This window comes from Paenibacillus dendritiformis, assembly GCF_021654795.1.
Lineage (GTDB): Bacteria > Bacillota > Bacilli > Paenibacillales > Paenibacillaceae > Paenibacillus_B.
This window is the reverse complement of sequence record NZ_AP025344.1, coordinates 480,536-504,934: the sequence shown is the minus strand read 5'-3', so window position 1 is coordinate 504,934 and position 24,399 is coordinate 480,536. Positions and strand designations below refer to the sequence as shown.

At 56.2% G+C, this 24,399-nt stretch carries 18 protein-coding genes; 2 read left to right on the top strand and 16 right to left on the bottom strand.

Features of this window, described 5'->3' with window-relative positions; all coding sequences use genetic code 11:
- The first annotated feature begins 156 nt into the window (after positions 1 to 156).
- Positions 157 to 1,509 carry a C39 family peptidase gene (locus L6439_RS02310; protein WP_213469982.1) on the top strand — a complete coding sequence of 451 codons (1,353 nt, stop codon included), beginning with the start codon at positions 157 to 159 and terminating at the stop codon, positions 1,507 to 1,509.
- A 780-nt stretch (positions 1,510 to 2,289) separates the two neighbouring features.
- On the opposite strand, the gene L6439_RS02305 is transcribed toward L6439_RS02310, so the two are convergent.
- The 16 genes from L6439_RS02305 to L6439_RS02230 form a co-directional block, all read right to left on the bottom strand.
- Positions 2,290 to 3,708 carry a sulfatase family protein gene (locus L6439_RS02305; protein ID WP_213469980.1) on the bottom strand — a complete coding sequence of 473 codons (1,419 nt, stop codon included), beginning with the start codon at positions 3,706 to 3,708 and terminating at the stop codon, positions 2,290 to 2,292.
- Positions 3,709 to 3,880: 172 nt separating this feature from the next.
- A complete protein-coding gene (locus L6439_RS02300; RefSeq protein WP_168182543.1) occupies positions 3,881 to 4,135 on the bottom strand; it encodes a hypothetical protein in 255 nt (84 codons plus the stop codon).
- A gap of 160 nt (positions 4,136 to 4,295) precedes the next feature.
- On the bottom strand, positions 4,296 to 5,153 hold the full coding sequence (locus L6439_RS02295) for an inositol monophosphatase family protein (RefSeq protein ID WP_213470153.1): 858 nt from the start codon (positions 5,151 to 5,153) through the stop codon (positions 4,296 to 4,298).
- A 227-nt stretch (positions 5,154 to 5,380) separates the two neighbouring features.
- Positions 5,381 to 6,151 (bottom strand): enoyl-ACP reductase FabI, encoded by a 771-nt coding sequence (gene fabI, locus L6439_RS02290; RefSeq protein ID WP_168182544.1) that lies wholly within the window; start codon positions 6,149 to 6,151, stop codon positions 5,381 to 5,383.
- Positions 6,152 to 6,269: 118 nt separating this feature from the next.
- Positions 6,270 to 7,271: a UV DNA damage repair endonuclease UvsE gene (uvsE, locus tag L6439_RS02285; RefSeq protein ID WP_168182545.1), complete on the bottom strand. Its 1,002-nt coding sequence runs from the start codon at positions 7,269 to 7,271 to the stop codon at positions 6,270 to 6,272.
- A gap of 191 nt (positions 7,272 to 7,462) precedes the next feature.
- Complete coding sequence (locus tag L6439_RS02280) at positions 7,463 to 7,786, bottom strand: hypothetical protein (RefSeq protein ID WP_168182546.1); 324 nt, start codon at positions 7,784 to 7,786, stop codon at positions 7,463 to 7,465.
- A gap of 528 nt (positions 7,787 to 8,314) precedes the next feature.
- The gene (locus L6439_RS02275; RefSeq protein ID WP_213469979.1) at positions 8,315 to 9,262 is read right to left on the bottom strand and encodes an SGNH/GDSL hydrolase family protein; all 948 of its coding nucleotides are present in this window, start codon (positions 9,260 to 9,262) and stop codon (positions 8,315 to 8,317) included.
- On the bottom strand, positions 9,249 to 10,607 hold the full coding sequence (locus L6439_RS02270; protein WP_168182558.1) for a nucleotide sugar dehydrogenase: 1,359 nt from the start codon (positions 10,605 to 10,607) through the stop codon (positions 9,249 to 9,251). Before L6439_RS02270 ends, L6439_RS02275 begins: the two co-directional genes overlap by 14 nt.
- Positions 10,608 to 10,703: 96 nt before the next feature.
- Positions 10,704 to 11,501 carry a response regulator gene (locus L6439_RS02265; RefSeq protein WP_168182548.1) on the bottom strand — a complete coding sequence of 266 codons (798 nt, stop codon included), beginning with the start codon at positions 11,499 to 11,501 and terminating at the stop codon, positions 10,704 to 10,706.
- Between the two features lie 33 nt (positions 11,502 to 11,534).
- On the bottom strand, positions 11,535 to 12,923 hold the full coding sequence (locus tag L6439_RS02260) for a glycosyltransferase family 2 protein (protein WP_168182549.1): 1,389 nt from the start codon (positions 12,921 to 12,923) through the stop codon (positions 11,535 to 11,537).
- Positions 12,924 to 12,954: 31 nt separating this feature from the next.
- Complete coding sequence (locus tag L6439_RS02255; RefSeq protein WP_168182550.1) at positions 12,955 to 14,148, bottom strand: HEAT repeat domain-containing protein; 1,194 nt, start codon at positions 14,146 to 14,148, stop codon at positions 12,955 to 12,957.
- 44 nt (positions 14,149 to 14,192) lie between these two features.
- Complete coding sequence (locus tag L6439_RS02250) at positions 14,193 to 16,403, bottom strand: hypothetical protein (protein ID WP_213469978.1); 2,211 nt, start codon at positions 16,401 to 16,403, stop codon at positions 14,193 to 14,195.
- 573 nt (positions 16,404 to 16,976) lie between these two features.
- Positions 16,977 to 17,306: an acetyl-CoA acetyltransferase gene (locus tag L6439_RS02245; RefSeq protein ID WP_237096719.1), complete on the bottom strand. Its 330-nt coding sequence runs from the start codon at positions 17,304 to 17,306 to the stop codon at positions 16,977 to 16,979.
- A 190-nt stretch (positions 17,307 to 17,496) separates the two neighbouring features.
- Entirely contained in the window at positions 17,497 to 18,003 is a 507-nt protein-coding gene (locus L6439_RS02240) for a YfcE family phosphodiesterase (protein WP_213469977.1), read from the bottom strand.
- 972 nt (positions 18,004 to 18,975) lie between these two features.
- Positions 18,976 to 20,097: a D-alanine--D-alanine ligase gene (locus tag L6439_RS02235; RefSeq protein ID WP_213469976.1), complete on the bottom strand. Its 1,122-nt coding sequence runs from the start codon at positions 20,095 to 20,097 to the stop codon at positions 18,976 to 18,978.
- Positions 20,098 to 20,218: 121 nt separating this feature from the next.
- Complete coding sequence (locus L6439_RS02230) at positions 20,219 to 21,214, bottom strand: amidase domain-containing protein (protein WP_168182554.1); 996 nt, start codon at positions 21,212 to 21,214, stop codon at positions 20,219 to 20,221.
- Positions 21,215 to 21,537: 323 nt separating this feature from the next.
- On the opposite strand from L6439_RS02230, the gene acnA reads away from it, so the two are divergent.
- Positions 21,538 to 24,264: an aconitate hydratase AcnA gene (gene acnA / locus L6439_RS02225; RefSeq protein WP_213469975.1), complete on the top strand. Its 2,727-nt coding sequence runs from the start codon at positions 21,538 to 21,540 to the stop codon at positions 24,262 to 24,264.
- Positions 24,265 to 24,399 lie beyond the last annotated feature (135 nt).

Below are 24,399 nucleotides of genomic sequence, written 5' to 3'. Positions count from 1 at the left end.
AACGGGAGAAAAGGTTCATTATTATCAAATTTTTTCGTAACAAAGCCGCCACAACGTGGAAATCCCCCGTCCCCGTCTGAAAAATCGGGGCCGCTAATGAAATGCGGACCACTTGCCGATATACATAAGGGAGTATGTCTGAGGAGGATATTGAAATTGCCACAATTCGTTCGGCGGCTCAATCGCTGGCTGCTGTTCCTGATATTACTTGCGCTCTGCGCCTTTCCGATACAATTCCTGCTCGCCTCCAAATTCAAAGAGGGCGGGCTGTCCTTCTCGTTCGGCATGCCTGCGGACGATATCGTCCTCATGCTGCACAGCAATACCGCCTACGTCGGCCGCTACCTCGTTCCGATCGATGAGCGGGAGAACAAGGCATCGCCATATCAGCAGTCGGGCGAGACGCTGGTTCCCGCCCGCTTCCTCGCTTCGAAGCTGGAGGCCGAGCTGGCCTATGACCAAGCCAAAGGAACGATCACCTTCACCAAAGACGACGCGCGGGTGACCTATCGGCTGAACAAACCGGAGGTCAAAATTGCGGGAGCCACGTCCCCGGTCAACACGGCTCCGCATGTCAAGGACGGGCTGACGTACGTGCCGCTTCGCCCGGTCAGCGAGGCGCTAGGACGCAGCATTTATGCTCGGGACGGCGTGATCGCGCTCAGGAATCGCGATGATGCGCCAAATGAGACGCAGTGGAATGATTGGCGGAAGGAATTGTCCCAGTATATCGACTATGATACGTTCGGGCCGTATGGCGTCCAGCTTGGCGGGCGCTTCGAGCGCGTCTTCCGCCGGTGGGAGGATGCCGTCGCTTACGCCCGGCAGGCGCCCGGAAGAAGGGTCACCTATCGCGGGAAGCATGTCATGTGGGATCCGGAGAAGCCGGCGCCGAAGTCGTTCCGCTACAACGGGGCGCCGCTCATCCTGCAGCTGCCGGAGCTGCCGCGCGGCTGCGAAGTGACTGCCCTGGCGATGCTGCTGAAGACGGCCGATGTCGACGTGGACAAGATGGAGCTCGCCCGGGAAATCCGCCGGGACCCGACGCCATATAAGAAAGCAGGCGGCAAAGTACACTTCGGCAATCCGCATAAAGGATTCGTCGGCGACATGTACACCTTCGCCAACCCGGGACTCGGCGTCTACCATGAGCCGATTGCCGAGCTGGCCGAACGCTATCTGCCGGGCCGCATTGCCGACTTGACCGGCACGTCGGTCGAGCACCTGCTGTGGATCGTCGGGCAGGGCACCCCGGTCTGGGTCATTCACACGACGATGTATGATGAGGTGCCGGATAAATATTGGGTGACATGGCAGACCCCGGACGGCCCGGTGCGCGTCACCTACTTCGAGCATTCGTTCATCGTCACGGGCTATGACGAGAAATATGTCTATATCAATGACCCGCTTGGCCGCCGCGATCGCATCGAACGTTCCGCCTTCCAGAGAGGCTGGGAGCAGATGGGGAGCCAAGCCATCACCTATTTGCCGCCGGAAGAGTCTATATAGAATGTTGCGGCTCCAAGCAAAAGCCCGAAGCTTCCCTGTCCTGTGACAAGGCAAGCCTCGGGCTTCTTTTGCAGCCGTTGATATAATGTCAGCGTTGCTATACATTTTCTTCGTCTTGATGGTTCGATACCCGGCTATTGAAATACCATAACGCATAGAGCACGGCGCCAACCAAAATGAACAATCCGACCATCCAAGGAATCAGTTCACCCATTCCATCCACCTCCCCTGTCAAATCCATGCGGAGCCCGACGGTCACCGGGCCGCACATAGTCCTGCGGTATGAAGCAGCGAATCTGGTTGTCTGTGTCTACATGATATACCCTTGTTGCCATTGTCTGAACCTCAATCCGTCGGCGATCGCCTGTCCGCCGCCGACCGGCCAAGCCTCTCCCGCGCCCCCTTCCCATCCATGTACAAGTTGGAGCAGTCAGTCGCTCGCTCTCCTCTCCATCATGCCATAAAAGGAAATAAATTCAAACCCGATTCATTCAAAATGGATGCCTTTGGCGTCAGAAACCCATTCGTCACCCTTGGCCTTCTGCTTGTTATATATTATCCAGCGGCCTTTTTCATCACTATCCCGTTGACTCATAAGCTTGCATGGCGTGCTCCTTTTACGTCCACTATCCCATTGCCTCATAACAGTTCAAAGACCTGCTGCTCTCCGCTGTTCTTTTGATCGCAACATCCTCCTTGATGCCCCTATAGGCAGTCATCGGCGGCCAACCGAAAAAACGGAGCCCGCAGCAACGCGGAACTCCGTTCGCAATCTATCGGTTAGGATACTTCCTCAACTGGCGTATCGAGCACTTCCGCCTGCAGCCGGTGAAGCTCTGCCTTCAATTCGCTGACAACCGACCCATAGCCCGGTTCACCGTATACGTTGCGCATTTCACAGGGATCTTGCTCCAGATCGAACAGCTCCCACTCCGGAGGCCGATCCTCGTCGACCGACCCCGGCGTGCCCAACGCCTGCGCATAATAATAAATCAGCTTGTAACGGTGCGTTCGGATGCCATAATGCGAATAGACGTTATGATGCTCGTCCAGGTGCATCCAATAGCGGTAATACATCGAGGTTCGCCAATCCGCAGGCGTCACGCCCTCCCATATCGGCCGGAGGGAACGTCCCTGCATGTCCGCAGGCGCCTCGATCTGCGCATAGTCCAGGAAGGTCTGCGCGAAATCGACATTCAGGGCCATCGCATCGGTCACGCTGCCCGGAGCAATCGCCTTCGGATAACGGACGACGAACGGCATGCGCAGCGACTCCTCGTACATGAACCGCTTGTCGAACCAGCCGTGATCGCCGAGGAAAAAGCCTTGGTCGGAAGTATAAATGACGATGGTGTCCTCCGCAATACCTTCCTCGTCCAAATAATCGAGCAGCCGCCCCACATTGTCATCAATGGACGCGACGCAGCGCAAATAGTCCTTAATATAGCGCTGGTACTTCCATCGCTTCGCTTCCTCCTCCGACATCCCTTCCGGCGGATCTCCCTTCGTATCGGTCGTGACCATATCGCGCCCAATCCGCATTTTCGCTTCGGCGGCAGCTTGCGAGCGATTGGCATAATCGTCATCGAACGTCTCCGGATACGGGATTTCCACGTCCTCGTACATGCGGCTGTGACGCTCATCCGGCTGCCAAGGACGATGCGGCGCCTTATGATGGCACATCAGCATGAACGGCTTGTCTGGATCCCGCTTCCGCAGCCAATCCAATGACAGATCCGTAATGACATCGGTTACATATCCTTCGATACGGCGGCCTTCATTTTCCTCCAGGAACTCGGAATTGAAATATTCGCCCTGCCCGTCCAGAACGCTCCAATAATCAAATCCTGTCGGATTGGCATGTCCGCCGTGTCCGAGATGCCATTTGCCGACAATGGCGGTCTGGTAACCGTGCTGTTGAAGCAGCTTCGGGAACGTCTGCTGCCTTCCGTCGAAGGGATCGTCGATCGATTTCACTCCGTTGAGATGGTTGTAAGTCCCCGTCAAGATAGAAGCGCGGCTCGGCGAGCAGATCGAATTCGTGCAAAAACAGTTGTCGAAGCGGATGCCTTCATTCGCAATCCGGTCGATCTGAGGCGTCGCGTTGATGCGGCTGCCATAACAGCTCATGGCGTGGGAAGCATGGTCATCTGACATCACAAATAAAATGTTCGGTCTTCGGTATGATGCGGTCGTCATCGGTGTCCACTCCTTCAGTGAGCGAAGGCGGCTCCTGCCCAGACAATCCTTAAATCATAACATTGATGCAGCGGAGAGCCTGTCCTTCGTTAAAATATGATAAATGTTAACGGTAACCCTCGTGGCATGACAAGGAGAACCCTGCGGAACAGCACAGGGCCCCGTCATGCTATCATGAATCCTTCGGCTTGTCTTCCTTGACTCGCTTCAAATACTCATCGTACCGGCCGTCGATTTCCTTCGCCATGCTTCGATACTGCTTCGTCTCCTCGACAATCGGGTCGAGGGCCGTCTGAATCCGGATCTCGGTGCGGGGCGGAAGGCGTCTTCGCACCGCCTCCTCCTGCTCCTCCGTCTCCATGTCTCCTTCGGTCAGATATTCGCTGAGCCGGGCTTCCAGGCGCCGGCGCTCTTCTGATTCGGGCATCAGCGATCCCCCCCTTCATATCGTAGTATACCCAATTCATAGGCTTGTTCGAGAAAACACGCTCCTGCTGATGATGAAGCAGCCTGCCCGCATCCGGACAACCGGTGCCGAGCGAAGCCGCAGCCGCCGGTTCGAAGGCCCGCGATGTGAAGCCGGGTTGTTACCCTTGCGCTCCCGCCGCCTCCAACGCTCCGATGAAGGCGTCATGGATGGCGCCGTTGCTCGCGACGACATCGCGCACGCCCAGATGATACGGCTGTCCGTACGTATCGGTAATCTGTCCGCCGGATTCGCGAATGAGCAGACTGCCTGCGGCCAAATCCCATGCATTCAGATTCAGCTCCCAGAATCCGGTCAGCCTGCCGGCTGCGACATAAGCCATGTGCAGCGCAGCCGAGCCCGCCGTGCGGATATTCCGCACCTGCGGCGCCAGCGCCTGAATGCCCGCCAGGTTGGCGGGCAGGGCGCGGGTACGCTCGGTCGGGAAGCCGCTCGCTATCAGACTGCCGGACAATTCCTTCTCCGGAGCGACCTGCATGCGGCGGCCGTGCACGTAGGCGCCTTTGCCCTTCTCCGCGACGAACAACTCGTCGCGCATCGGGTCATAGACGACGCCGACGATAACTTCGCCCTGATGGGCCAGCGCGATCGAGACGGAATAGAACGGGAAGCCGTGGACGTAGTTCGTCGTGCCGTCCAGCGGATCGATAACCCATACATACTCCTCGTTCTTCACCTGTTCCCAGGCTTGCTTGGAAGCGTCGCTGCCTGGCTCCACCCCTTCTTCGCCCAGAATGGCATGGTCCGGAAAATGGGTCAATATCAGCTTGCGGATCATTTGCTCCGCGCCTTTGTCCACTTCCGTAACAAGGTCATGCATGGATGACTTTATATGAAGCGACTTGAACTGCCCAAGCTTGCTCTTGATCCATTCGCCCGCCTTCGCCGCGCAATTGACCGCTACCGCGGTGTGGCTTTTGCTGGACACGATGTATGGAACTTTTTCCTTCGTATTCAAAACAATCACGCTACTTTCTGTAAAAAATGGAACGGACTACCCCTACCTATTCTACGTTCCTGCAACCGCCGGGTTTCATCGAATTGCGACTGGCCCAATCATCGGATCGCGCATCCCGTTCCTGCCTTTACACCGGAAGATACAGAAAATCCGCCTTGAGGAACCGGCCTCGAATGAGATCGATCCCGCAAGGCGGACGCCTGCTGCAGCGTCCCGTAACTATCGTGTTATACTCCGATAATATGGAAACCGCCGTCTACATAAATTACTTCTCCCGTGATGCCTCGCGACAGATGGCTCATCAGGAACATCGCGGTATCGCCCACCTCTGCGGCGTCCGTCGTGCGGCGGAGCGGCGCCTTCTCTTCCACTTCCTTGAGGATGGAGTTGAAATCGCTGATGCCCTTCGCAGCCAATGTGCGGATCGGTCCGGCCGAGATCGCGTTGACGCGAATGTTATGTTGTCCGAGATCATTCGCCAAATAGCGTACCGACGCCTCTAGCGCCGCCTTCGCCACGCCCATGACGTTGTAATTCTTCATCGCGCGCTCAGCGCCCAGATACGTCATCGTCATGATGCTGCCGCCTTCCGTCATCAGCGGATGCAGGCGCTGAGCCACCGCGACGAGCGAATAAGCGCTGATGTCATGCGCCAAGGCGAAGCCTGCGCGGGACGTGTCGACGTACATCCCTTGCAGTTCCTCCGTCTTCGCGAAGGCAATGCTGTGCACCAGTCCGTGCAGCGTGCCGAATTCTTCCCGCAGCCGGCTTGCCAGCGCCTCAATGTCTTCATCGACAGTCACGTTGCAAGGGAGAACGAGCGAATTCGGAATCGTCTCCGCCAGCTTCCGCACGCGGCCTTCCACCCGTTCGCTCTCATATGTAAATGCCAATCTTGCGCCCTGGGCGGCCAAAGACTGCGCAATCGCCCAGGCGATGCTGCGATCGTTCGCGACGCCCATGACGACGATATTTTTACCTGCCAATAATTGAGTCATTGCTTCAACCTTCCTCCTCTCGCCCACTCGCTTCATCGCGGATCATAGCCGCAATCAAGCAGTAAACGTTCTGTGTCCAACGTATCGTATTTTCGCCACATTTTCAAGTGGAAGTCCATTACGGCTCGATTCGAACGCTGGCCTGATCCGCGATCGCCACCCCTTCTCCCTCGCATGCCGCGAGATCGTCCATCAGCTTGAACAGGGCCTTGTCTTTGTGCTTCGCCTCAATCATCACGTCCAGCCGCTGCGTATGGGCGGCAGCCACCCGCAGAAAATCAAGCAGCGGCCCAACATCGACTTCATCGGCATGACCGCGGATATCCTTCTCGCTCTTCGGGCTGGAGACATGAATCTTCGGCGGAAGCGGATCGTCCGGCGGGGCGTCGGCCTGGGCATACGGCGTCTGCCAAGTCTTGGCGATGCGGGGCCACAGCTCTTCCAGCGGTTCGCCTTCATTATTTACCTGATGATGATGAATGTCGAGGACCATTGGCAATCCAACCCGCTCACAGACGGCCAGCGTCTCCGCCGCCGTGAAGGTCTTGTCGTCATTTTCCAGCGTCAGACGCCGCAGCAGATCTTCCGGCAGTGCCTCCGCGTGGCGAACGAACCGTTCTCCGGCCGCTCGCTTGTTGCCGTAGGCTCCGCCGATATGGATATTGTTCTTCGCCCGGGCGTCAAGCCCCATCGCCTGCAGCATCCGCAGATGGAAGCCCAGATCGCGCTTCGAGCTCTCCAGCACCTCCTTCCGCGTCGTGCTGAGGACCGTGAAGTGATCGGGATGGAATGACAGGCGCATGCCGTGCCGCTTCGCATAATCGCCGACAGCCGCGAAACCGTCCCGCAGCGCCGGGAACGGATCCCAATCGGCCAGCGCCTCGTGGGTCGCCAGCGGAATGAGCTTCGAGGACATCCGGTACAGCCGGATATCATGCGCGCGGTTATGCTTCAACAGCCGAAGGGTATTATGCAGATTCTCCGCCGCAATTCGCTCCAGCTTGCGCAGCGCTGCCTCGCGATCGGGCAGCGCCTGGAAGCGCTTAAACGTCATTGTGCGCGACGGGGATGCGTTCGCCACCACCATCGACATGGCCACGTACCCGAATCGGACAAGCATGGAATCAGACTCCTTTTCCTCTGCGTCGCAAGAGGCGCGCAGGCATTCTTATTCCTAGAATGCCCTATTTCCCCCAACCGGAACCGTGGCGCTCCATCGGCTTCCCTTTTCTCGCCCCGGATCAAAAATAGAAGCCCTTCGTCCCGGATAACCGGCATGAGGCGCTTCTATTCCAGGACGCGCTTGCGGAGCTAGGCGCGCTTCGGATTGCCGAAGAACATCTCGTGGGCCAGAGCGGTCTGGACCCGGGACTCTTCTTCGTTCAATCTGCGGACGAGCTCCATCTCGACCGCCGTCACTTCCTCGCCCTGAAAATTAATCTCGGCGATGGAGGCGCTGATCTTCACAATCGCAACCGCCGTATTGTCCGGCGAATAAGCGATGACCATCTGGCCGGTCGGATAGATCCGGAAGCCTTCCTTGGTCATTTTGCAGCGTCCATATTCCAGCAGTTCATATAATTCCTGCTCCTTCTTGAACTTGCATACGGAATTGAACTCGGTCTGAAATCCCATCCGTCCCCGCTCCTTTGCGTTATATTCTCTCTTATTGAACCATGACGGAAGGGGTTGCGGCAACCGGGCAACACGAGGCTTGTAAAGGCTAAAGCAGCTAAAGGGGATAGGGGAGCACCGACGTTTCATGCTGGCTTTGGAATGATGAGAGCAGTGATTACAGGTACTTTATCCTTTGCTGGATATCATGATAGATATAAGTCAGATGTTTTTGGATAGGGTCATGTAACTAACATTCTAAAGGACCTGAATTTGGATGGTGTAAATAGTTACAATTAAAAATTCAGTGAGCTTCAGTCGTTAATGAATAGGGAGCTGGATTAGAAGTGTGAAAAATAAATTATTACCGTATCGAGGGGCTGGCTTACTCAGCCCCTCATCTTATTTTCAATAACCGCAATTCAAGTAACATTCTCAAACGAGATATTTGAAGCTGCGGATTTTGTCATTCAATGAAGAAGGGTGTATACGGGAAGACCTTATTAAAACTCCAACAAAGGGCATGGATAAGGCTCCTATAGATCCAGTTCACTCCGCTCCATACACCATTTCGTACCATGCCCGCAGATGATGGATGGCGACGCCGGCAAAGGACGGATGACGCCCTCCCTGCCGCTCCAATGCCCGCAGATGGTAATCAAAATAATGCTCGGACTGGCCATGGAACGATACGCTCTCGCCTTCGTCGGTCCGGCCCAGCTCGACGCCGACGAAGACCGGACGGTTCAGCCGCTCCCCGACGCTCAGATCGGCGGCGGCCACGTCATAGATCGCATTGACGTGGTTGCGGTACGCCATAATCGTGATGGCGTCGAACCGTTCCTGCACCCAGACGCTCATCGAGGCGTCCTCCCCTGGCGCCGGAATCTTGTCCAGCCAGAAGGGCACATCGGCCGCGATGAACAGTCCCGCCTCCCGGGCCTCGCGAATCCAGCGGTCCATGCTGTCCGTCCATTCCTCCACAATACGAGCCTGCTCCTCCTTCCAGCCCGGCAGGAGATAAGGCTCGACATCGAAATGGACGCCGCTGAACCGCTCCTCCTCCGGCACGGCCGCATTGTAATCGCGGACCCAGCGGATAAAGCCGACGCCCTCCTCGCGGCGATCGGGGATGGCCCACTCGGGCTTCCCTTCCAGGGCGTGCACCTGGATGCCGGCCTCGCGGGCCATGCGAATGAAGCGGCGGTAAGACTCGGCTTCCTGCTCCTGATCAATCTGAAGATAGATCAGATTGATTCGCTGCGCCTGCGCGAAGGAGACGATATCGGCCGGCGCTTCCGCCATCCACCGCGTCTCCCACACCCAGGTCGCCCGCGTATTTTCCGTTCCGGCCTGGCTGAGCAGCAGAGAAGCGACCACCAAATAGCAGAGCAACACGGCCATCTTCAGCCCGTGCTGCCCGGTAAGGAACGAGGGCCGCCAACCGCCTTCCTCGCTCCGGCGGAACCACCACAGCAGCGGTCTAGACCAAAACAACCTGATCCCACTCGCTCTGAATTTGCTGCACCGAATTGCCCAGCTTGAAAATGTTCGGCCGCTCAATGCCCTTGAAGGCGTTGCGGGTATCCAGAATCGGAAGCCCGAGATCCGCCAGCTGCTCATAGTCGAACGACTGATGATTCGTGATCAGCACCATGCAGTCATAATTCGCGAACTCGGCCAGACTGTAGTCGATGGTGCGCACCATTTTGCCCGACTTGCTGACGAAGTGAGTGGCGTGCGGATCGTAGTAATCGACATTGGCGCCGCTCGCCTTGAACAGCTCGTACACTTCCAGTCCCGGCGATTCCCGCAGATCGTCGATATCGGGCTTGTATGCCATCCCAAGGATAAGGATTTTGGAATGATTGAGCGATTTGGCGCTCTGATTCAAAATCCGCCCGGTCTTCTCGACGACATAATACGGCATGTTCGCGTTAATTGATTGGGCAATATCGATGAATTTGCTGTAGAAGCGGAAGCCCTTCGCCTTCCAGGACAGATACATCGGATCGAGCGGGATGCAATGGCCGCCGATGCCCGGTCCCGGGTAGAACGGCATGAATCCGAACGGCTTCGTCGAAGCGGCCTCGATGACTTCCCAGATGTCGATGCTCATCCGGTCGCACATCATCGCCATCTCGTTGATGAAGGCAATATTGATGCTGCGGAACGTGTTCTCCAGCAGCTTCGACATTTCGGCCACCTTCGTGGACGAGACCGGCACGACTTGCATGACGACGCGGCTGTAGAGCGCGGTCCCCAGCTCCAGGCAGGCCGGGGTGGCCCCGCCGATGACCTTCGGCGTATTGAACGTATTGTATTTCGTATTGGAAGGATCGACCCGTTCCGGCGAGAAGCAGAGGAAGAAATCCTCTCCCGCGCGGTAGCCGAGCTTCTCGATCTCCCGTTGAATGAGCTCCTCCGTCGTGCCGGGATACGTCGTGCTCTCCAGCGTAATGAGGGTCCCCTTCTTCATATACTGCTTCAATTGATCCACGACTTGCGTAATGTACGACGTGTCCGGATCCTGATTCTCGCTCAGCGGCGTCGGAACGCAAATGCTGACCGCATCCATCTCGCGGATCTGCTCGAACTCGTTCGTAGCCATGAACCGTCCTGTGTCCATGCATTGTTGCAGCGTCTCATCGCTGACGTCTTTAATGTAGGAGTGCCCTTTGCGGATGCTGGCGATCTTGGAAGGATTCAGGTCAATTCCGATGACGCGGAACCCTTGCTTGCACATCTCGACTGCAAGCGGCAGACCGACATATCCGAGACCGATGACTCCGACGACAGACGATTGGTTTTCGATGTTGTGTTTCAAATTGGCGGCATACATGTTCACAGGCTTCACCTTCCATAGAAGAATTGGGTTATAGAGGTTGTCCCCGCCGACCAGTTGGCGGCCTGCGGGAACGCGCACTTATCTATCTATTTACAAACAGCTTCTGATTCTGGCGTCCAAATCCGCCGGCGAGAACGGCTTCGTAATATAATCGCTGACGCCCTGCTGGAAGCAGTGCTCAATGGTGCTTCCTACGCGCTGCTCCGACAAAATGACGATTTTGGGCTCCTTGGCGAGGTCCATCTTCTGAATCTGGGAAATGAACGGCAAGCCGTTCAACCCGTACAAATTCAGCTCGGTGACGATGAGGTCGTAGCCTTCCTTCCGAATCATGTCCAGGGCGGTGATCGCGTCGGTCGCCGCGTGCACCTCATATCCCTGGAGCTTCAGCTGGATCTGCAGGAACTCGCGCACGCTGTCGTCATGGTCGACGATAAGAATTTTCTTCGCGTCAGGCGCCTCCAGTTCATCGTGCAGGATCCAGATGCCTGCGGTTCCGTCCATCGTCTTCAGCTCCGACCAGCGGTCGAAGAGGAGCGCTTCCGCTTCCGCCGGGTTGTCCGGCGCGGCTATCGCGCATACGATCGGCTTGCCGACATGACTCTGCTCGAGCAGCATCTTCAGCTGCAGCGCATGATAGTGGGTCATGTCGAGCGCGCAATCCGGCAGCAGGACGGCCAGAATGTCATGGGCCGCATCCCGCATCAGCTCGAAGCGGAGATTACGGTCAGCCGAGAGCCACTCCCGCGCCTGCGCTTCCCAGTTCGAACCGAACGGCTGGGCGTGCAGAAGAATCACCCCCAGACAGCCGCTGTCCTTGGCGCACAAGCGATGGACCTTTTCTTTGACAGACGATGCAGCTTCCGGTTTCATTACCGAGTTCAGCATTTTCGGAAATACCACCTTTCCCAACGGTTATCGTCAAGCCGACTTGACCGGCTTGCTCTCCTCTTGCCAGCTCTGGCGGGTCATCGCCCCCCACGAGTTGTTGTTCTGGAAATATTGAATATGGCCTTGAATCCGCCATAGACCTCCCAACTGGCGATAGCCGAAGAACATGAGCACGCTGAATGCGAGCATACGGAACAGATCGCTAATCCGCGGATATCGCTTGAAGGCGATCTCCTCCAGCAGCAGCGAACCGATGGCAAGCAGCATGCCGGACAGGAAGTTAATCAGCATGAAGATAAGCACGATCGGCCACTGCGTCATATCCAGGAAGGCATAGCCGATCAAGGCGAGCAAGCCCGTGACCTTGAAATACGGATTCAGCGCCTCGAACAAAATCGTATACGGCATCGAGAGCAAGCCGAATACTTTGTACTTCGGACGGAACGCCATGTCGTAGTTCTCGATCATGTTTTTCAGATTGCCGCGTCCCCAGCGCTTGCGCTGATTGGACAAAATATGATACGTATCCGGCGCCTGCGTCCAGCAGACCGCTTCCGGGCAGAACGCGACGCGGTACGGCAGTTTATTTTCCAGCATATAGCGGTGCAGCTTGATAATGATGTTCATGTCCTCGCCCGGATACCCTTCGCGGTACCCGCCAACCTTGATGACATAATCCTTGCGGAACAGGCCAAACGCGCCCGAGACGATAATCAGCCCGTTGATTGCGCCCCAGCCGATCCGGCCGCCGAGGAACGCCTTCAAATACTCCAGCGTCTGGAACATCGGCCACCACTTCTTCGGCAGTCTCACCTCGGTGACGGTGCCGTTCTCGATTTTGCAGCCATTGGCGATCCGCACATTGCCTCCGATGGCGACATACTCCTCCGGATTGGACATGTACAGGTTCGCCATTTGAATAAGCGAGTCTTTCTCCAGCAGCGAGTCGGCGTCGATCGACGAGATGAGCGGATAGTGGGAGAAGTTGATCCCCGCGTTGAGCGAGTCGGCCTTCCCGCCATTCGCCTTGTCGATAAGATACAGATTCGGATATTCCGGATTGTAATAGACGCCCCGGAACTTCGTGCAATTGACCGCGTAGCGCACGGCCAGATTGTCCATGCGGTACATCCCGAACTCCTCGATCATCACCTGCAGCGTATTGTCGCTGGAGCCGTCATTGACGACGATGATCTCATAGGTCGGATAGTTAAGCGTCATAAGCGACTTCACATTTTCGATAATCGTCAATTCTTCGTTATAGGCCGGCACGAGCAGCGATACCGGCGGTACATGCTCCGAGCCCGCCAGATTGCTGCGCAGCGCATAGCGCTTGCGGCGAACAATCGAGAAAATGCTCTTAAAAGAAAACAGCATTATGCCGAAATAAATAGAGTTGACAATAATGACGTAGTACATGACGACGACGCCATAGGCAAGCAGCAGATCTCTAAGCAGAATAATCGCCTCCTACCCTGCCAAGTAGCGGAGCGATTGCGGCCTCGCCGAAATACTGCTCATAGATGATCCGCTTCGGCTGATATCCGGCACCCTGCTCTCGCCGGCTAGCAAAAAAGTGTTCGCGCAGAAGCTCCTTGTGTATGCGATCCTTCGCCATGTCCGACTTGAAGTGATCGTCAGTCTCCAGCGCTGCTTCGCACAGCGCATGGAAGCCCTCATCCTCCATATTGGCCAAGCTGTTCGCGCTGTAGTAGCGAACCCACCAATTGGAATCGGTCAATGCTTGCTTGAGCACCGGGATTCGATCCGTGTTCTTGGAATGTCCGAGCGCTTCTGCCACAGCGGCTCGGATCTCCCATTCCGGATCCTTCATCCATTCCCGGATGTTGTTCTCGGTCAGCGCATGTCCGGCGCGAACGAGCATTTTGACCGCGAGGGCCCGGATCTCTTTGTCATGACTGTCAACGAGCGGAAGCAGGGCGGGCGTCAGCGCGACGTCTGTCTGTCCGCTTAACGCGAGCAATGCCGCCTTGACCATATTGTCCGACTCGTCTTTGAGACAGCGGACAAGCATCGGGGTCGCGTTCACCCGCGTCTCTTCCAGCACCTCCGCTGCCAGCAAATAATGGCTTTGACGGTGGCGCGTCAACTGCTGAAGCATCGTATATAGCTGCTCCGCATCATTAGCGCATTTCGCCACGGAACGCGCCAGCACTTGCAGGAGCGGACCGTCCTTCTCCTGCATCATCGCCTTCGTCAGATGGGGAACCGCCCGCTCGGAGCGCATTCCGCCCAGGCGGAACGCCGCCTTCATCTGCTTGGAATAGAACAGGCTGCCCAACTCCTTAATGTCGCGGTCGACCAGACCCATCTCTTCACAGAGCGCCGTCAGCTTCTGCTGCTGCTCCCCGCTGAATTTGTCCATCCATTCCATCAGCTTATCCTGAATCACCCGCATCTCCAACGGGCGAAGAGGCCCTTTGGGGGGCTGGAACGGATCCGGGTCCAGCATATGCCGTTGCAAATACACGAAATAAGGCTGATGCTTCTCCAAATAAATCTCTTGATGCTTGGCTAGCCGGTTATTGCGTGCTTTCATCAATAACAAAATGAGTACACCGATTCCAATCAAGCCAAGACAAACGTAAATGAAGCCGAGAGCGACTCCCAAACTGGAAAACATGTACGCGTGCCTCCTTTGTCGGTCTCAAGCGCAGCTATGGGCCTTTACTCCGCACCCAGCTGCTCGAATATCGTTTTCATGTCGGTATAGCTTTGCTTTAATCGCTCGGTATAGCCAACCTGCTCCCACTCATCCCATTGGTATACTGGGATATTTAGGAAAGCGTAAGGTTCGGCCTTCTTTCCGGCGGAAGCCTGTCCCCGTTCCGAGAGCCAAGGCAGGAACCGGATGCCTTCCGTCTTCACGGTCGTGAACGTCCGCTTGTCCTTGACCGCATCGTAGCTGATGACCTGCTTCGAGCTCGGGTCGGCGAAGCCGAGCAGCATCCAAGGGATGCGCATCTCGATGAAGTCCCCTTTGTACTGCCAGGAGGCAAGCGATTGATATTGTTCATCCCGCGGGTTGTTCGTTCCGCGGATCAGCTTGCCTACCGTCACATCCTGGAACGGATGCGCCGTTCGCGTATCCGGCGGCTCCATCTTCAGGCTGACCGCCAATTTCCACGGATTGAAGATCCCTGAATTATCTTGAAGCTCTTTCTTGTCCGGCTCCACCATCCAATAGCCGGACGGACCATACAACCGATTGTTGAAATCATAGTTGGACGCGATCCGAATCTCGCTCTCCTGATCCGTGCCGAGCGTGATGAGGGTCTCCAGCCCTTCATCCAGCTTCAGGCCCGGGAGCTCCGGCATGGTGCGGTTGCCCCCCTCCAGCACGCTGGAGCCGATATGCAGCTTCTGCGTCTTCGGATCGAACGGCTTGTCCAGCATGAGCGCGAGATAGACGTAAGCTTCATCATGGGTCGCCCACATCTCCCGGATGCCCGGAAGCTCGGTCTTCAATTGAACCTTGTCCTCCATGGCCTCCCAGTCGCTCCAATCGCCGTCGAGCACGATCTGCTCTTCCTTGCTAGGATACATGCCGAGGACGCCGAACAGTTGCTCATTCGTCAGCACGTTCAGCCAGTAAGAGCGGCGGTCGTCCGGAATTTCGAAGCGCATCGTATTCCAGGTCTTCTTGAACCATTCGTCCTGCCACATGAACAGGATGGCGCCGGCGAACCGCTCGTCGTAAATGTCCTTCGTCAAGGAGGCATTGATGCGGCCCTGCTCCCGCTCGTCATGTCCTCCCTGATTGCGGCCGCCCATGCCCAGATGGGAGATGCCGACCGAGGCTGGCACCCCGTATTCGGTAATCATGACCGGCATATCGGGATACTCCGCCTTCAACTTGCGTAAATACGCCTTATACGTATTGAATTGGCCATTCTCGTCCTTGATCGTCTGCAGCGTCTTGTCGAGATGGAAAAAGTCCGGGTAGTACGGATACACATGATATGCCGCGAAGTATCCGGCCTTCCAATCCACCGGCTGAATATGGCGCGCGTCGACGCTGGCCATATCTTCCTGGAACAGCGGTTCGCCGGGATGCGTCAGCACGTCGGTCGTCACCCAGTTGGTGAACGTCATCGGGTGCTGCCATCCGTAGCGGCGCTCCAGCTCTGCGGCATGATCAATCATTTCTGCCAGCCAGCTCTCGAATGGCGATGCCTTCTCCGTCGCCTGGAACCGGCTTCCTTGGTAGGGCTTCACATCCTTGTGCAGACGGTTCGTATTATCGACCATCGCCGGGTCCCACTCGGTCCCCAGATGCCAGGCCATCAAATACTGTCCCGCATTCTGCTTATACTCTCCCCCTGCTGTTCCCGGCTTGACCGGGATATCCAGATCCCCGTAGACGGCCTTGACCGCCTTCTCGATTTCCTGCTTGAACTCCTGTTGGATCTCCGGAAGATACGCATCCTGCTTCTCGATGAGCTGCTCCTCCGGGGACCAGATTCCTTGTATAAAATAAAGCGGGCGCTCCGCTTCCTCCCGATTGAACTTCACTAACGCCTTGTAGAAGACCGGCTGGTGCACTGTATAGACGCGGATGACATTGGCGCCCATATCATGAATTTGGCGGAACCAGCGCAAATACGTCTCCTCATCGACCGGAAATTCACCCGGGAAGTGTCCCGGAACAGTAGCCCCAAGATTGACTCCTTTCACAAATAACGGTTCGAACTGCTCATTCCTGTACTCTAGGAACTGATCTCCTTCCGTCTTGAACTTCAGCTTGATGCCGCTCGGATCGGCATAGGCTGTCTGCTTCGGGTACAGCAGACCGGGTAAATAATACCCCGCCAGCCCGCCGGCAGCGAGAAGCAAGACAACAACCGTGATGAGATTCCACTTCGTTCTCCGGCTCATGGATCGTAGTATTGTTCACCCTTTCCTGCACAACGTATTTCTTATGACTCATCTAGTGCCGCGTAGTGCCGCGGGAATCAACCGCAACACCTAACAATAACTATAACCAAGAAAACCGATGGTTTAACATGGTTATTTAGACTCTTTTTATTCAGGACCCTTGAGTCAAAAAAATGGTTCTATGCGGGCGGAAGGCAGTGGCCCGTGATTAGACGGTCTACTCGGTTAGGTCCGTCCATCAGTGAGGAGAAAAGCAGGAGTCAGGTTCTGGTTTTCTTTTATTTGTCATGGTTAGACGCATTCCTCCTTTAAAAGTTTCGGTATTGTAACCATTTTACCAATAATACCTAGTTTTTTCGTTCTTTAGTCATATTTATATTAACATTCATTGCATCGAAATGTTTTTAACAATTTCTAGTTAATTTCTACTAACTTCATACCAAATTAATCCTAAAAATGGATAAACCAAAATGGAGAAAAAAGGACTACTTCTCCTTGCTATCCCCAAAAAAAGAAAAATCCTTGCATTTTGCATGCAAGGATTGGAAACAGATCCGCTCCACTTCAGCGGCCTTACGTAGAAAGCAGCGTGATAACCAGCAACTCGTACAGAACAAGCGGGAGAATGACATTGTTGTAGTACGCCCCTCCCAATGCCCGCTGATCTGTCAGCATCCTCGTGTACAAATAAAGGTGACATCTGTCAACATTAACGATAATGCCCTCATAGACTTGGCCATCTATCGTCTGAACCCGCACATGCCGATCCTTATACATACGCCCCATATGTTGAACCCGATCCCGTAAAGAATACAGGGCTTGAACCGTTCCCGGCTCCATCTGATAGATAACTTGATGTTGCTGCGGATACGGGCAATGATGAGCGGAATATGGCTGATGCAAGGGCCTGAACCTCCGTTCGCATTGAAATAGGTACATTTCACCTTATGCGCATTCTTCAGCCATCAGCACCGGAAATTACCGTTGCTCGTCCGCCGCCCGCCGGCAACCCGCTCCACTATATAACAGAAACGGCCCAGCCTTCGTTGGCCAGCCCGCCCGGCGATGATAGGAGTGGAGATTATTCAATCGATTACGCCTTGCTGCGGTAATAGACATGGCGAAGCCGGAGGGACAGATCCTCTTCGATATCCAGCAGGCCGTACGAATACTTCGGTTGAGACCGTTTGTCCGTCGGAGATCCGGGATTGAAGAGCAAAATCCCCTCTCTTTCTTCCACATGCGGGATGTGCGAATGGCCGAAGACAATGATATCGACGCCTTGGTTACGGAAAGTATGGAAGGCGACATCCTTCGTCGTCGATCGGCCTGCCCCGTCCCCATGAACGAGGCCGATTCGGATACCGCCAGCCTCAATGATTTTACGGCGGCCGAAGCGCTTCACAATATCGGCGCCGTCATTATTCCCGGCGACACTGTCAACCGGGGCCAACGACTCGAACATCGGGATAACGCTTGCCGAAGTCCAATCTCCCGCGTGGAGGATAAGGTCAACGCCGCGCAGTCCCTTGATCAGAGCGCGAGGCAGCTTTTGTCCCCGATGAGGCATATGGGTATCCGACACGATTCCGATGCGCATAGGTCTCCTTCCTCCTTTTTTTCCTAAAATGGGTTGCTCGCTCGCAGCCTTCTTCTTGTTTAATATCTATTGTGGCACAACTCCCGCTCCCCGTCGATCTCTTTGCCCCGTCGATGTCCACTCGCAACAGTTCGGGAGCGGCCGGGACGCCGGGCCCTTACGGTCACTATCCCTTCCCCTCAGCAAGGGATAGGTCGCGGGCTACAGGCCCTTACGGTCACTATCCCTTCCCCTCAGCGCGGGATAGGTCCCGGCCTATAGGGCCTTACGGTCACTATCCCTTCCCCTCAGCGCGGGACGGGTCGTGGGCTACAGGACCCTTACGGTCACTATCCCTTCCCCTCAGCGCGGGATAGGTCGTGGCCTACAGGACCCTTACGGTCACTATCCCTTCCCCTCAGCGCGGGGATGGGTCGTGGCCTATAGGGCCTTACGGTCACTATCCCTTACGCTCAGCGCGGGATAGGTCGCGGAGTCAGGCCCGGGGAATAGGACTCAGGCCGCCTGAACAGTCCGGGTTCGCGGGCAGCAGCCAGGTACATGCTCATCCGTAGAGCGACAACCGAACAGGGTCTCGGGTATCGTCCCCTATAACGTTCATGTTGTTCGACAGGCGCGTTCTTTTTTCTCTTTTATGAAGCAAGGGGATAGTGCCCGAAAGAGGTTCGAAAGGCATATCCCTCATTCGACATGTCCTTTCCACCGATTTCACCGCATGCCAGTGTTCTCCTCGACGGGTGTCATTTTCCGTTTTTCTTCCTATTATATGCATTGTTCTCCTGCAACACGCCCAGAAGAAAAAGAAACCCGAAGTCTTAGCAAAGACCGGGTTTCTCGACAAGCCGCCCGATACATGATATCCATGTCCGAGGCCGCAGGCCCTATACGATTGTTTTCGTTCCGCCTTAGCCTGCCAGCATCCCCTCCCCGACCAAGGGAACACGGGAAGCAAGCTGTGAAGGCTAGATGATGCTATACGTTCTCATAGTGCAGCTTCCGCTTCGTCTCGAAGCGCTCCAGAGCGAGCTGAATCAGGCGATCGAGCAGAGCCGGATACGTGATGCCCATCTCCTGCCACAGGATCGGGTACATGCTGATCGGAGTAAAGCCAGGCATCGTATTGACTTCATTAATCAGGACAGCCATGTCGGAACGGCGGACGAAGAAATCCACGCGCGACAGGCCTGAGCCGTCGATGGCACGGTAGGCCTGCAGCGCCATCTCGCGGATACGCTCCAGCAATTCCTCGTCCAATGGCGCGGGGATGGCGATTTGTGATTTGCCGTCGATATATTTTGCCTTATAATCATAGAATTCGTTGGATGAGATTATCTCGCCCGGTATGGATGCTTGCGGCTCGTCATTGCCCAGAACGCTTACTTCCACTTCCCGCGCGTCAACGAACTCCTCTACAATTATCTTCCGATCGTATTGCAGCGCGAGTTCGATCGCCTGCTTCAATTCCGCTGCATTGCGCGCTTTGGAGATGCCGACCGAGGAGCCGAGGTTCGCCGGCTTGACGAAGCAAGGATAGCCCAATTCGGTCTGCACCCGATCCAGAATCTCCGCTTGATTCTGATCCCATTCCCAACGGAGAAAGTGCTCATATTTGCACTGCGGCAAGCCGGCGTGAGCAAAGACTTGCTTCATGACGGCTTTGTCCATTCCGACGGAAGAGGCGAGCACCCCCGCACCGACATACGGGATAGCGGCCATCTCGAGAAGTCCCTGGATGGTGCCGTCTTCTCCGTTCGTGCCGTGGAGCAGCGGGAAGGCCACATCGATCTGGCGCGTATTCATGGCTTCCTCCGATATGCCTTCCGCGCTGTCCAGGCCGGCGAACAGCATCTCCATCGCGGTTACGGTTCCCCCTCTGAACGACTCCAGCGTCAGCTCCTCTTGGTTCGTGAACGGCCGGTCCCGCCACGTTCCGACCCGCCACTCTCCCCTTTTCGTAATATAAAAAGGAAGGATCTCATACTTGCCGTAATCCATCGCTCCCATCACCGCAAAAGCCGTAGACAACGATACTTCGTGTTCCCCTGATTTGCCGCCGTAGATGAGACCGACGCGCAATTTGCGTTCTTGTTCCATGTTCCCCTCCGGTTAGCGCCTGATGCGCCTGTTGTCTTCTCCCAGAATGCCCGTCACGCCTCGCACATCGGGCCACGCCGCAATAAGCGGGAACGGATTGTCTCCTTCCCCGCCTGGCAACCTAAAATGCATCGACAATATGGAAGAAGCGGTACTTCGTCGCTTCCGTCCATGCATACGAGTCCTGGTAATCCCAGTACCGGTGGCGGCTGCTTACCGTGTGAGCGTTCACCAGCGGCATGCCGTTCGCATCGAATGCGGTGACCATCGTCGTATGCTGGTAATGACCGTTCCCGTCCCAATCATACGCAATCACGTCGCCAAGCTGCAGATCGCCGGGATGATCGACCAGCTCGGCCCGCAGACCGTGCGTGCTGTTCGTCAAATGCCGCTCCAAGCTGTTCGCTACCGCCCAGCTGTAGCTCCACGCTTCCTGGCCGTTAACCATGCCTTTATACCACCAGCCCGAATCTCTTCTACCAGTATAGTTCATCGGTGCGCCCCCTGCAAAGAGACATTGCGAGATATAATTGGTGCAATCCACCTCGAAGCTGAGGAAGCGCGGGTTCGGTTCATTCCACCATTGGTCTGCGTAAGCGACCGCTTTATCGCGGCGGTACGGAATGGCCCGGAGGGAGCCTGACGGTCCCAGCACATCTCGATTCAACAGCGGCTGCGAGCGGCACGAACGCGATGCCCGCTCCTGCTCAGCCCCGTCGAACTGCATGCCTCGGCGCTCCGGCACCGGAATTTCCACTTTGGCCACGACCCAACCGCTTCCTTCCTTGAGCAAGGTCAGCCGTTCTCTCTCAATTCTCTCATCCTTCAGAGGCAGCCCCTTCTGCTCATAGCCTCTCCGAATATGGAACTCGAGGTCTACCGTTACCTCCTGCTCGGCCTCGTGGGCGCGCAGGAGCTTCGCCTGCGTCTCGCACTTGGTCGGGCTTGCCCCCCTGCTCTCATACCACGAAGCCAGCCTCTGTGCCCGATCGCTCGCGAGAAGCGCATGCTCCATGTCGGTCACCGGGGCCTGGATAGCCCGGGGCCGATCGTCAATTTCGGAACGATTATGCTGATCCACGTACAAATAAAGGGTCGTCTTCCAATCATGACGCATTCCCCTCTCCACCTCCTTTACTCATGTATTGCGGCGTAAGCCGCGGATAGAGCCTGTCGCTCTTTTTTCTCCGCCGGCCCGGTATTTTGCTATCCATTGTATGCAGAAAATCCGCTCGGCATGTCGAGGTGGTAGATTTAGGCATGTTTGTACGGGAAAAGCTCTTTACGGTGTCCCCCGAACACGATATACTAAAGATGTGAAGCAATTATGAAATCGAGTTCCATTAGATGAAACGAACAATGAGAAGCAAACGAAGCATGACAGCGTGAAGCTCCTTGAGGAGCTTCGGATGTACAGAATCTAGAGGGAGGTAATTTTCAATGGCAAGAACAGATGCTTTCTCTACGGCCCGCGAACTGAAGGTCGGCGGCAAGTCATACCGCTACTACAGCCTGGAAGCATTAGGCGCGCAAGGCTACGAAGGAATTGATCGCCTTCCGTTCTCGATCAAAGTCCTGCTTGAGGCTGCCGTCCGCCAATTCGACGGCCGCGCGATTACGAAGGATCACGTGACTCAAATTGCAAAATGGGCGGAAGGTCAAGATGAGAACAAGGAAATTCCGTTCATTCCCTCCCGCATCGTCCTGCAGGACTTCACCGGCGTTCCGGTAGTCGTCGACCTGGCGGCTATGCGCGATACGGTGAAAAAAGCGGGCGGCGACCCGAAGCGCATCAATCCGCTCGTTCCGGTCGATCTCGTTATCGACCACTCGGTAATGGTCGACGCTTTCGGTTCGGAGCAAGCTTTGGAATATAACATGAACGTGGAGTTCGAGCGCAACGAAGAACGCTACCGTTTCCTGCGCTGGGCTCAGACGGCATTCGATAATTTCCGGGCGGTGCCGCCGGCTACCGGCATCGTTCACCAGGTGAACCTGGAATATCTGGCTTCCGTGGCCGCAACCAAGGAAGTCGACGGCGTAACCGAAGTCTTCCCTGATTCCCTCGTTGGCACCGATTCTCACACGACGATGATCAACGGTCTCGGCGTCGTTGGCTGGGGCGTTGGCGGGATCGAGGCGGAAGCGGGCATGCTTGGTCAGCCGCTCTATTTCATTACGCCGGAAGTCATCGGCTTCAAACTAACGGGAACGCTTGCAGAGGGCGCGACCGCAACCGACCTGGCGCTGACCGTTACGCAAATGCTGCGTAAAAAAGGCGTCGTCGGCAAATTCGTCGAGTTCTTCGGTCCGGGTCTCGAATCGATCAGCCTGGCGGACCGGGCGACCGTCGCCAACATGGCTCCGGAATACGGCGCGACGATCGGGTTTTTCCCGGTAGACCATGAGACGCTGAACTATCTTCGCCTTACCGGCCGCACCGAGGAGCAAGTCGCTCTCGTGGAAGCCTACTACAAGGCGCAAGGCATGTTCCGCCATGCGGATACGCCGGACCCTGTATTTACCGACATCATTGAGCTTGACCTGAACTCGGTCGTGCCGAGCCTGGCCGGACCGAAACGCCCGCAAGACCGCGTGGAGCTGTCGAATATGAAGCAGTCCTTCCTCGATGTCGTCCGCACGCCGGTCGACAAAGGCGGATACGGCTTGAGCGACAGCAAAATCGAACAGAAAGTGCCGGTGGTGCATCCGAACGGCGAGACAAGCCAATTGTCGACGGGCGCTGTCGTCATCGCGGCGATTACGAGCTGCACGAACACCTCCAACCCAAGCGTAATGCTCGGTGCGGGCCTCGTGGCGAAGAAGGCGGTCGAGCGCGGATTGCGCAAGCCGGCTTACGTGAAGAGCAGCTTGACGCCAGGTTCTCTGGTCGTGACGGAATATTTGAAAAAATCCGGACTGATGGCGTCGCTGGAGCAGCTCGGCTTCCATGTAGCCGGCTACGGCTGCGCGACTTGCATCGGGAACTCCGGTCCGCTGCCGGATGAAGTGAGCCAGGCGATTGCCGATCACGACATGACGGTCGCGGCGGTCCTGTCCGGGAACCGGAACTTCGAAGGCCGCATTCACGCGCAGGTGAAAGCGAACTACCTGGCTTCGCCTCCGCTCGTCGTCGCCTACGCGCTCGCGGGCACGGTCAATATCGACCTCGAGAACGAGCCGATCGGATACGACAAGAACAACCAGCCTGTATATTTGAAAGATATCTGGCCTTCTTCGGAAGAGATCAAGCAGGCGATGGCGCAAGCGATCAACGCTTCGATGTTCCGCGAAAAATATGAGCATGTCTTCACGCAGAACGAACGCTGGAATGCGATTCCGGTTCCGGAAGGCGAGCTGTATGAATGGGATGCGAAGTCAACCTACATCCAGAACCCGCCGTTCTTCGAGAATCTGGGCACTCAGCTCGGAGACATCGCCGATATCGAGAATGCCCGCGTCCTGGCGCTGCTTGGCGATTCCGTGACCACGGACCACATCTCGCCGGCGGGCAACATCAAGGTGGACAGCCCGGCAGGGGAATACCTGATCGCGAATGGCGTTCAGCGCAAAGACTTCAACTCTTACGGTTCTCGCCGCGGCAACCACGAGGTCATGATGCGCGGAACGTTCGCGAACATCCGCATCCGCAACCAGGTGGCTCCGGGCACCGAGGGCGGCGTGACGAAGTATTTGCCGAAGGACGAGGTGATGTCCATCTACGATGCGTCCATGAAGTATCAAGACGAGCACACGAACCTGGTTGTCATTGCCGGCAAAGAATACGGCACAGGCAGCTCCCGCGACTGGGCGGCGAAGGGAACGTATCTCCTCGGCGTCAAAGCGGTCATCGCCGAAAGCTTTGAGCGCATCCACCGCAGCAATCTGGTCGGCATGGGCGTGCTTCCGCTGCAATTCCAGGAAGGCCACGGCTGGAAGACCCTCGGCATCGACGGGACCGAAGTGTTCAGCATCAACGGCTTGTCGAACGACATTCAACCGGGACAGACGCTGCAAGTCACAGCGGCCCGCCAGGACGGGACGACGTTCGAATTCCCGGTTACGGTCCGTCTGGACAGCATGGTCGACGTAGACTACTACCGCAACGGCGGCATTCTCCAAACCGTATTGCGGCAAATGATCGCCAGTGAAAAGGCAAACGCGTAAACGATCCGTCTGACTGCGTAACGATGATTAATGAATAACAGGGCTGTTCCCAAGGTCCACGATGACCGGGAGCAGCCCTTTTTGCGTCCTCGGCCCCCGGGATTTGTCCTGATTATTTTCCTCCTGCCCCCGATT